We start from the raw sequence: 10,400 nt of genomic DNA on the forward strand, positions 1-10,400 counted from the left end.
GAAAGACAGGAGGAAGGGTGCGCTCCCGGCGCACCGGGGCGTCAGCAACAGAGAGTGCGACAGCTCATGGAATCATCGTCCGTTCCTCGTGCGATGCCTGTCAACATTCGGATTTTCTGAATTAATTCGGCACGGGTGACGCGGTGAGCGGATCCCGGTACAGCACGTCGAGGGCCACCGCACCGCCCGCCACGGCCAGCACGGAGTTCCCGAAGCTCGTCGGCACGACACTCCCGGCCCGCTCCACGCCCACCTCCGCCCGCAGCGCGGCGAGGCAGTCCTCCCGGTACAGCACACCCACGTCGGTGACGACGACCCGCTCCGGGTTGAGGACGTCCAGCAGCAGCCCCGCCGCCCGTCCCGTCATCCGGGCCCGCTCCCGCAGCAGCCGGACCGCCACCGGATTCCCGGCGTCCGCCGCGGCGAGCACCTCCATCGGGTTCACCCCGTCCGTGATCCCCGCCTCCCGGGCCCGCCGGCACAGCGTCCGCTCGCTCAGCTCGACCTGGAGGCAGCCGGTCCGGCCGCAGGAGCACGGCTCGGTACCGCCGGCCAGCGGCAGATGCGCGACGGCCCCCGCCTGGGAGCGGGGACCGTGGTGCACCTCGTCATGGGTGGCGAACGCCGCGTCGACCACGTTGCCCACGAACAGCTGCAGCACACTGCGGCTGCCGCGCACCCGCCCGAACAGCCGCTCCGCGTTCACCAACGCCCGCGCGTGCCCGTCCACATGGACCGGCAGCCCGGTGCGCGCGCCGAGCAGCTCCCGCACCGGCACCTCGCGCCAGCCGAGCAGCGGATGCTCGACGACGGTCCCCGAGTCCCGGTCCACCCAGCCGCCGACGGCGACCCCGACCCCCAGCGGCCGGCTGTCCGCAGCCTCCGCCAGCAGCGCCGCCAGCCCCTCGGCGGCCCGGGCCAGCACCTCGTACGGCTCGGTGCCGCGGTGCTTCGACTCACGGCGCGCCAGCACCCGTCCGCGCAGATCGAGCAGCGCGACCGTGGTGTACGGCACGGCCACATGCACTCCGCAGACCACGAACCGCGAGTCGTCCAGGTCGACGGGGACGTGCGGCCGGCCCGCGCCGTTGCTGCGCCGGGGCGCGGCCGACTCCCGGATCAGGCCGAGGGCCGTGAGCCGGGTGCAGTGGTCGGTGACGGCCGCCGGGGACAGCCCGGTCAGCCGGGCGATGGTGGAGCGGGCGACCGGGCCGTGCTCCAGCACGGACCGCAGGATCACACTGGCGCTGGTGCGCCGCCGGTCGCTGTCGGCGACCCGGGGGACGGGGGACGTACGGGGAGCAGGGGGTGCCGCGGTACGGGGCATGGGTGACCGTCCTCGGAGAAGGGGGGCCGACATGTCTCGGAGGCCGAGGCGGGCCGGGCCCGTCTCAGACCGGGCGGCGACAGGTGGCCGTGCCCTGGCGTCGCAGGTCGACATAGCGACGCGACGTGAGGTTCAGGGCCTGGGCAACCATGGCTGGAAGCGTAGGGCAGGAAAGGTGAATCCGACCAGAGTGCCAGGATTCCTTTGGTGAGAGTTCACAATCCCCTGACACGGCGACCAGTGAGCGAAACCTCTTCACCTCAGTGATCGTTGTCACGCCCGGGCCGGTGTAGCGGACATCCTTTGTGAAGATCCCATCAAGCTTCCGCCACCCTCTTTGTCGACCGCTGACGGTGGGCCGCCGAAGACCCCTGGGATAGCGTCACGGTGTCCCCGACCTCCCCTCCTCCCCGCGGAGTCCCCATGAGCACCGCCGCCGTCAGCGCCAGCCCCGGACGGGTCCTCGCCGACCTCCTGCCCGCGTCCCGCGTCCGTGACGTCGCGCTGGTGCTCGGCGGAGCCGCGCTCACCGGCCTCGCGGCCCAGATCGCGGTGCCCGTCCCCGGCTCCCCGGTCCCGGTGACCGGCCAGACCTTCGCCGCGCTCCTCGTCGGCACCTCCCTCGGCGCCCGCCGCGGGGTCTGCGCGCTCGTGCTGTACGCGCTGGCCGGCCTCGCCGGTGTCCCGTGGTTCGCGGACGGCGCCTCCGGGCTCTCCGTCTCCTTCGGCTACATCCTCGGCATGATCCTCGCGTCCGCCGCCGTGGGCGCCCTGGCCCGCCGGGGCGCGGACCGGGGCGTGTGGCGCACCGCGGGCGCGATGCTGATCGGCGAGGCGCTCATCTACGCCGTCGGCGTCCCCTACCTCGCCTACGCGGCCGGCATCCCCTTCGCCACCGCGGTCTCCGTCGGCCTCACCCCGTTCCTGATCGGCGACGCGGTCAAGGCGCTCCTGGCGATGGGCCTGCTGCCCACGGCCTGGAAGTTCGCCGACCGCTGACGCTCAGTCGGTGCGGAAGAGGTTCGCCGGGTCGTGGCGCGACTTGATCCCGGCGAGCCTCTCGCGTGTTTCCGGGTCGAACAGTCCGCCGGCCCGGTCACCGGCCCCGAAGGCGAAGGGGGCGGCCCGTCCGAGGGTGTGCGGTGCGAGCACCGCGAAGGCGGGGTCGAGGAGGGCGCGCGCCCGCTCCCGCCCGCCCATGGCCAACAGCCGCACCAGGAACCGCCCTTCGCGATACGGCACCGCGTTCGGCGTGGGCCGGGACAGCGCCCCGCCCAGATGATTGACCTGCACGACGCACATCGCCCCGGCGTCCGGTTCGATGCCCCCGAGCCACTCCCCGTCCAGCGCGGACACGACCACGGCCTCCCCGTAGTAGGCGTGCGGGAAGTCCGGATCGCTGTGGATGGTGCGACTCTCGGCGTACGGCATCTCCCGCAGGGAATCGGTGAGCACCGGCCCGATCTCCCGCAGCGGCGCGACCAGTTCCGCCCCGTCGTCCCCGGTGTACGCCACCCGCACCGACAGCACGTACCGCCCCCGCAGGTGCGGCGGCAGGGCGGGCAGATCCGGATACGGTACGGCGGCGAAGGACGAGGTCAGCCGCCCGGGCACGGTCCGCGTCCACGCCTCGTACGCCCGCAGCGCGTCCGCCGGGCCGACCTCGCGCCCGTCGAACGCGAGCGAGCCGCCGTACAGCGTCCGTACCGGTACCAGCCCGATCTCCAGCGCCGTGACGACCCCGAGCCCCGCGGCGCCACCGCCGAGCAGCGCCCCGTACAGGTCGGGCTCGGCGTCCAGGGCGACCCGCTGGACACGGCCGTCGGCAGTGACGACGTCGAGGGAGCGGACGTGGTCGGCGGCGTACCCGAACTCCCGTGCCAGGATGCCGAGTCCACCGCCGAGCGTGTAGCCCACGACACCGACACCCGGCGACGAACCGTTGAGCGGCGCCAGCCCGTACGGCTCCGCCGCCGCGACGACCTCGCCCCACCGCACGCCCGCCGCGACGCGGACGGTACGGGCGACGGGGTCGACGCTCAGACCGGTCATCCGGCGGGTACTGATCAGCAGCCCGCCCGCCGAGTCCCCCGGCAGCCCGTGTCCGGTGGCCCGCACCCGCACCGGCAGCCCCCGGCCGGCCGCGTACCGCACGGCACCGGCCACATCGGCGGCGCCGCGGGCGGCGACGACCACGGCGGGCCGCTGGGCGAACCCGGTCTGGAACCCGGCGAGTTCGTCCTCGTAGCCGGGGTCGGCGGGGTGGAGGAGGGGGAGGCCGGAGGTCGCGGTCGCCGTGTCCATACGGAGGATGCTGGCCGTATAACCTGACAGTTCCCGTCACGTTATACGGCCTTCTCGCAGCCGGGCGGAGGCGTCAGCCCTGAGGGCGCCGCCGGGTCCACCACAGGCCGGCCGCGCCTGCCGTGAGCAGGGCGACCCCGGTCGCGCCGAGGGGCAGCAGGTCCTGCCCGACGCCCGTCTTCGGCAGCTCGTCGCCGCCGGGTGCCGCGGGGGTGTTGTCCGTGCCGAGCAGCAGCGGGGTGGCGGGGGCGTTCGGCGACGGGTTCGTCGTACCGAACGGCACCGGGCCCTGCTGCCAGAACGTCTTCTTCCCGTCGGCGCTCTGCACGGGCAGACAGATCTTTCCGGTCCTGTCGAGATCGAAGGTGGCGTCGACCGAGTACGACTTCGAGTCGCCCGCCGCGAGCTGGTCGATGGCGCAGGAGAAACCGCTGTGGGAACCGTCCGGGAGATCCTTCTCGGCGATCGCCGTGCAGCCTTCGGCGTTTTTCACCGTGAGGCCGTCGAATCCGACGATCCACACCCGGATCTTTCCGCTGTCCTTGGTTCCCCCGTTCTTCACCGTGGCGATGAGAGATGTCTTACCGGAGCTGTTGTCGACCGAGATCCGCTCGGGCAGCAGCGTGGTCAGTTCCACGCCCGCCGGAGCCTCGTCGACGGCCTTTCCCCCCTTGTCGCTGCCGGGCCCCGGGTCGTCCGCGCCGGCCGGGGCGGAGAGGATCAGCACCGCCGCGAAAGAAGCGGCGGCCAGTGAGCCGGTGATGGTCGCCGAACGGCGAGAACTCATGTTCGTCCCCCCTTGGCCGCGTCAGAATGCGCAGTACTTGAAGAGGTACCACAAGATTTCTCCGCACTATGCAGGTACGCCGCGAAGTGTGACCATTGTGTTGGCGGTACGGGAAGGGGAGGGGGCGCAGGGAATTGCCGGGAATGGGGGGGAGTCCGAGAGACCCGAGGAGCTCGGTGAATTCCGGGAATCCCGAGAATCCGGGGAGCCGGGGGAATCCGGGGAATTCGGTGCGTGGCGGTGTTCCGGGTCTGCTGGTGGCGGGGCGCTACCGGCTGGTCGAGAGTATCGGCCAGGGGGGAATGGGACGGGTGTGGCGGGCCACCGACCACGTGCTCGACCGGCAGGTCGCCGTGAAGGAGATGCGGATCGACGGCCTCGACCCCGAGGACGGCCGCACCCGCCGCGAGCGCACCCTGCGCGAGGCCCGGGCCACCGCCCGGATCGACCACCCCAACGTGGTGCGCGTCTACGACGTCGTCGACGAGGGCGAACGCCTGTGGATCGTCATGGAACTGGTGGCCAGCCGCTCGCTGGAGCGGGTCATGGCCGAGGAGGGGCCGCTGCGGCCGCGCGAGACGGCCAGGATCGGTCTGGGGCTGGTGGAGGCGCTGCGGCAGGTGCACGCGGGGGGCGTCCTGCACCGGGACATCAAGCCGGGGAACGTGCTGGTGGAGCGGGGCGGGCGGGTCGTCCTCACCGACTTCGGCATCGCGGCGATCCAGGACGCCAAGGCGCTGACCATGGTCGGCATGCTGGTCGGCTCCCCGGACTACATGGCACCCGAGCGGATCTCGGGCCGCCCGCAGGGACCGCCGTCCGATGTCTGGTCCCTCGGCGCGACCCTCTGCGCGGCCCTGGCCGGCCACTCCCCGTTCTCCCGCGACACCACACTGGCGACGCTGCACGCGGTCCTCTACGAGGAGCCCCGGCTCCCGGCCGGTGCGGGCCCGCTGACCGACGTCCTGCGCGCCCTCCTGGAGAAGACCCCGCAGGCCCGCCCCTCCCTGCCCGCCCTGGCGGAGTCCCTCCGCGCGGTGGCCCACCCGGACGAACCCCCGACCCGCGCCCTGCGCAGCCCCACCCGTCCGGAGCTCCCGGACGGCTCGGGTGAACGGCCCCCGGAAGGTGCGCCTTCCGGTCCCGCCGTTGCCTCCAGGGGGAGGAGCCGGGTCGTCGCCGGGACCGGGGTCGTCGCCGTGGTCGTCGGCGTCGTACTCGCACTGGCGCCCTGGTCGGGCGGGGACGGGGACCAGGCGGGCGGCGGGGCCTCGCCGAAGCCGTCACCGTCCCCGACCTCGTCCCCCTCGGCCACCGTCGAGGGGACGTCCGGGCCGCCGAGTCCGGCGCCGGGTGCGCACCAGGAGGCCGGGGGGTTCGCCTGGGCGACCCCCCAGGGCTGGCGGCGGGACGTGAAGACGGGCGCGGAGGTGCACTACACCTCGCCCGACGGCACCCAGGAACTCGCCGCCAAGTCCTCCCTCGCCCGTGGCGATCTGATGGACACCTGGCGGACCTCCGAGCAGAACGCCCGGCAGGGCGGGGACTACCGCAAGATCCGCCTGGAGGAGACGACGTACAAAGGCCGCCCGGCGGTCGTCTGGGAGTACACCTTCACGCTCCGCGGCGCCCGCTGGCACGCCCGGCTGCTCGGCTTCGACCAGGCCGGGAAGTCGTACCAGATCAACACCTGGTACCGGCCGGCGGTGGAGGCGGCCGCCCTGAAGACGTACGACGAGGTGAAGGAGAGCTTCACGGTGCTCTGACTTGCGCGAGGGCGAGCGCCGCCCCCCGGCGACCCGCATGACACACTCATCCCATGCGCGTGTATCTCGGCTCGGACCATGCCGGCTTCGAACTCAAGAACCACCTCGTCGAATGGCTCAGGGCGGCGGGCCACGACCCGGTCGACTGCGGCCCCCACATCTACGACGCCCAGGACGACTACCCGCCCTTCTGCCTCCGCGCCGCGGAGCGGACGGCCGCGGACAAGGACGCCCTCGGCATCGTGATCGGCGGCTCCGGCAACGGTGAGCAGATCGCCGCGAACAAGGTGAAGGGCGTCCGTGCGGCCCTCGCCTGGAGCGAGGAGACCGCGTCCCTCGGCCGCCAGCACAACGACGCCAACGTCGTCGCCGTCGGCGCCCGGATGCACACCACGGACGAGGCCACCAGGTTCGTCGAGACCTTCCTCGCCACCCCGTTCTCGGGCGACGAGCGCCACATCCGCCGCATCGACATGCTCGCCGACTACGAGACGAGCGGCGACCTCCCGGCCATCCCGGCCCACCACCCGCAGCAGGACTGAGACCGGCAGGGCAGGAGGGGAGGGGGTCCGAGGACCCCTTCTCTCCCACCGAGGAAGGACACGGCGACCGTGCCAGAGGGGCACACGATTCACCGGCTGGCGCTGGACTACGGTGACCGGTTCCGCGGAACGGCACCCCGGGTGACCAGTCCCCAGGGCAAGTTCTCCGACGCCGCCGCACTCCTGGACGGCGCCGACCTCACCGGCACCGAAGCCCACGGCAAGCACCTCTTCCTCGGTTTCCGCGACGACGAGTGGATCCACATCCACCTCGGCCTCTTCGGCAAGGTCGCCTTCGGCCCCGCCCCCGCGCCCCCGCCCACCGACACCGTCCGCCTCCGCCTCGCGCACGCCACCGCCTACGTCGACCTGCGCGGCCCCACGACCTGCGCCCTCGTCACCGACGCCGAGAAACAGGCCATACACGCCCGTCTCGGCCCCGACCCGCTGCGCACCGACGCCGACCCCGCCACGGCGTACGCCCGCGTCTCCCGCAGCCGTACGACGATCGCCGCGCTCCTCATGGACCAGAAGGTCATCGCCGGCGTCGGCAACGTCTACCGCGCCGAGGTCCTCTTCCGGCACCACATCGACCCGTACCGCCCGGGCCGGGACATCACCCCCGCCGAGTGGGACGCGATCTGGGCCGACCTCGTCGCCCTCATGCGCGAGGGCGTCCGCAACAACCGCATCGACACCGTCCGCCCCGAGCACACCCCCGAGGCGATGGGCCGCCCGCCGCGCGTCGACGACCACGGCGGCGAGGTGTACGTCTACCGCCGGGCCACCCTGCCCTGCCACCTCTGCGGCGACGGGATCCGCACCGCCGACCTCGCCGCCCGCAACCTCTTCTGGTGCCCCACCTGCCAGCAGAACTGAAGACCGGCGAGGTCTCAGAACCCGTGCGGCAGCCAGGGCGCCACCGCCGACCCGAACCCCGCGGCGGCCGCCGCCAGCGCCCCCTCCCGCAGTTCGCGCACCCGGCCGGCCGCCCCGAGCGCGGCCAGGCTCACCCCGCCCAGATACGCCGCCCCCAGCTCCCGCACCGACACGGCGAGGTCGGCCGCGTCCGTCGTACGTGCGCACACCGCGCCCTTCGGATCGCCGGACAGCCGCCAACGCCCCGAGTTCCACGGGCAGAACGCGTCCTCGACCTCCAGCACCACGTCCACCGGCGCCTGGTACGTCCGCGCCTGGAGCGCCGCGCCCAGGTCCACCAGCCGTACGTACAACTGGTCCCGCACCCGCAGCTCGCACCGGCGGATGTCGGACACCTGGTACTGCCACGCCTCGTCCAGCGGCCGCCCCCGCACCTTCAGCGAGCTCGTCAGGTCGATCCCGAACAGGAACCGCCACAGCGCCGCCTCCGACACCGGGTCCAGCGCCGCGAGATCCTGGAGCTGCACCTGACCGTTGTGCCCGCTGTCCGTGTACCGCGGCCGCACCCGGAAGCGGACGAAACCGGTCACCCGCCCCTCGTGCTCCGCGAGCACACATTGCAAAGGCGACGCCCCGTCCCGCTCGGTCTCCGCCCCCAGCATCGCCAGCCCCTCCCAGCCGGGCCGCCGGCCGAGCATCCCGGGCCGCAGGGCCACCGTGCGCGCGTACACCGCCTCGCAGGTGTCCAGCGTGGCGCGCGGATCGGCGTACGTCAGGCGTACGTCGTCCGTACCGGCCGGTACGGACAGGCGCACCCGGCCGGTGTCGATCTCGGCGTGCAGACCGAAGGTCGCCGCCGCGTAGCCGAACCGGCCGTAGATCACCGGCTCCGAGGCCGTCAGGACGGCGAGCGGCTCGCCCCGGTCCCGGACGTCGTCCAACTGCCGCCGCATCATGGACGTCAGCAGCCCGCGCCGCCGGTGGGTGGCGCTCACCGCGACCATCGTCACGCCCGCCGCCGGCACCGAGGCCCCGCCCGGCACGGTCAGCCGGAAGTCGAACGCCCCCGCCGTGCCGACCGGCTCCCCGCCGTCCCAGGCGCCGAGGGACCGCTCGCAGGGGGTGAGCCGGCGCCACAGCTCCCGTTCCTCGGCCGACTCCGCGACCCCGCCGAAGGCGCGCAGCAGCACGTCGTACCACCGGTCCCAGTCCTCGGACCGCAGCACGCGCAGCTCGGCCCCCGGGACCGTGGCAGCGCCAGAAGAGGTCGCGCGGCCCGTAGACCCTGTCGTCGTCGCCCCAGTCGTCATGCGTCCATGCCTAGCAGCCCAATGCGGGACGAGCCAGGGAATTTCTCCCTCCGTGCCACGTGAGCGCTTTCCATGAAGTTCACTGTGAAGTTGAACCTCGGACGGGGGACAAGTGGGACCTCCCGTGCCAAGCGGTGGGTTGGATGGATAGGGTCCCGAACTAATGGCAGAAGGACGACAGCGGCGCGCGGAAGCCGAGACGTTGACGGCCCGGTTGAAGCACATGATGCACCGGGTCCGCACCGGCGTGCGCCGAAGCGCCGTCGACTACTTCCGCGGCGACGGTTCGGACTGGATCGCGCTGGCCTTCCTGTTGCTCACCGTCCCGCTGATCGCGGCCACCACCCTCGCCAACTCGGTGTGGTGCTCACCGGCCGCGCTGGTCCTGCCGATCGTCGCCGGCGGTCTGCTGCTGCGCCCCTCCAGCCTGCTCGGTCTGTACGCGGCGGCGGCCACCGCGCTGATCGTCGAGTCCGTCCAGCTCGGCCCGTACACCCAGGGGCCGTCCCGGGTCACCCCGGGCGTGGTCCTGGTCGTGGCCGCATGCGGTTTCTTCGGCCTGCTCATCGCCCAGTTCCGCAGCCGGGTCGGCGTGCCCTGGAGACGCGGCGGCACCATGCTCTTCGACCTGCGCGAACGCATCCGGGTCCAGAGCAAGCTGCCGAAGCTGCCGCACGGCTGGCACCGCGAGATGGCCCTGCGCCCGGCCGGCGGCCAGTCCTTCTCCGGTGACTTCGTCGTCGCGGCCCGCACCAACGGCGGCCGCACCATGGAGGTCGTCCTGACGGACGTCTCCGGCAAGGGCATGGACGCCGGATCGCGGGCGTTGTTGTTGTCGGGTGCCTTCGGCGGCCTGCTGGGCTCCCTGCCCCCGCACGCCTTCCTCCCGGCCGCCAACGGCTACCTGCTCCGCCAGGACTGGGACGAGGGCTTCGCCACCTCCATCCACCTCGTCCTGGACCTCGACTCCGGCGACTACGAGCTCTACTCGGCCGGACACCCGCCGGGCCTCCAGCTCAGCGCGGGCAGCGGCCGCTGGGAGGAGAAGGCCGCCGAGGGCCCCCTCCTCGGCGTCTACGAGGGCGCCCAGTTCGACCCCGTGAAGGGCTCCCTGCGCCCCGGAGACGTCCTGATGCTCTTCACCGACGGCCTGGTGGAGACCTCCGATCGCGACATCGTCGAGGGCATCGACCGCCTCACCGGCGAGGCGGACCGCTATGTCGCCGGCGGCTTCCAGGGCGCCGCGTGGCACCTCATCGAGGCGGTCGCCAAGGACGTCAACGATGACCGGGCGCTGCTGCTGGTGTGCCGCGAAGGCCCGACGACGGCGGCGGCGGCGACTCCGGTCCACTGACCGTCCGTTTGTGCCACCCCTGTAACTACTGCCGCTTCGCGATTGCATCGGCCTTCGGGGACTTGCTACAGATGGAGGTGCGTACGGTCACGGACGTGACAGACAGACCTCACCGGGGGAGGCGGTTTCGG

At 72.8% G+C, this 10,400-nt stretch carries 9 protein-coding genes; 5 read left to right on the top strand and 4 right to left on the bottom strand.

The features are described from left to right. Nucleotides 1-121: 121 nt before the first annotated feature. Nucleotides 122-1,327, bottom strand: coding sequence for an ROK family protein (locus AQJ64_RS20565; protein ID WP_055633021.1), 1,206 nt, complete (start codon nucleotides 1,325-1,327; stop codon nucleotides 122-124). Nucleotides 1,328-1,750: 423 nt separating this feature from the next. Between AQJ64_RS20565 and AQJ64_RS20570 the strand changes: the two genes are divergently transcribed. Then, nucleotides 1,751-2,326 (top strand): biotin transporter BioY, encoded by a 576-nt coding sequence (locus AQJ64_RS20570; RefSeq protein WP_055633022.1) that lies wholly within the window; start codon nucleotides 1,751-1,753, stop codon nucleotides 2,324-2,326. Nucleotides 2,327-2,329: 3 nt separating this feature from the next. Here AQJ64_RS20570 and AQJ64_RS20575 read toward each other — a convergent pair whose 3' ends face one another. Together AQJ64_RS20575 and AQJ64_RS20580 are read right to left on the bottom strand one after the other, a co-directional pair. Continuing rightward, complete coding sequence (locus AQJ64_RS20575; RefSeq protein ID WP_079061798.1) at nucleotides 2,330-3,631, bottom strand: FAD-binding oxidoreductase; 1,302 nt, start codon at nucleotides 3,629-3,631, stop codon at nucleotides 2,330-2,332. Nucleotides 3,632-3,704: 73 nt separating this feature from the next. Next, on the bottom strand, nucleotides 3,705-4,418 hold the full coding sequence (locus AQJ64_RS20580) for an LPXTG cell wall anchor domain-containing protein (RefSeq protein ID WP_055633023.1): 714 nt from the start codon (nucleotides 4,416-4,418) through the stop codon (nucleotides 3,705-3,707). A gap of 257 nt (nucleotides 4,419-4,675) precedes the next feature. Here AQJ64_RS20580 and AQJ64_RS20585 point away from each other — a divergent pair, with 257 nt between their 5' ends. From AQJ64_RS20585 to AQJ64_RS20595, 3 genes are all read left to right on the top strand, one after another. Continuing rightward, nucleotides 4,676-6,184, top strand: coding sequence for a serine/threonine-protein kinase (locus AQJ64_RS20585; RefSeq protein ID WP_280529279.1), 1,509 nt, complete (start codon nucleotides 4,676-4,678; stop codon nucleotides 6,182-6,184). Nucleotides 6,185-6,237: 53 nt separating this feature from the next. After that, a complete protein-coding gene (locus AQJ64_RS20590; protein WP_055634227.1) occupies nucleotides 6,238-6,726 on the top strand; it encodes a ribose-5-phosphate isomerase in 489 nt (162 codons plus the stop codon). A gap of 69 nt (nucleotides 6,727-6,795) precedes the next feature. Next, nucleotides 6,796-7,605, top strand: coding sequence for an Fpg/Nei family DNA glycosylase (locus tag AQJ64_RS20595; RefSeq protein WP_059202843.1), 810 nt, complete (start codon nucleotides 6,796-6,798; stop codon nucleotides 7,603-7,605). A gap of 14 nt (nucleotides 7,606-7,619) precedes the next feature. Here the strand turns inward: AQJ64_RS20595 and AQJ64_RS20600 are convergent, their stop codons facing one another. Next, nucleotides 7,620-8,831 (bottom strand): GNAT family N-acetyltransferase, encoded by a 1,212-nt coding sequence (locus AQJ64_RS20600; RefSeq protein ID WP_055636466.1) that lies wholly within the window; start codon nucleotides 8,829-8,831, stop codon nucleotides 7,620-7,622. A gap of 247 nt (nucleotides 8,832-9,078) precedes the next feature. On the opposite strand from AQJ64_RS20600, the gene AQJ64_RS20605 reads away from it, so the two are divergent. Next, the gene (locus tag AQJ64_RS20605) at nucleotides 9,079-10,269 is read left to right on the top strand and encodes a PP2C family protein-serine/threonine phosphatase (protein WP_055636467.1); all 1,191 of its coding nucleotides are present in this window, start codon (nucleotides 9,079-9,081) and stop codon (nucleotides 10,267-10,269) included. Nucleotides 10,270-10,400 lie beyond the last annotated feature (131 nt).

Origin of the sequence: Streptomyces griseoruber, from assembly GCF_001514205.1 — a bacterium.
GTDB classification, from domain to species: domain Bacteria; phylum Actinomycetota; class Actinomycetes; order Streptomycetales; family Streptomycetaceae; genus Streptomyces; species Streptomyces griseoruber.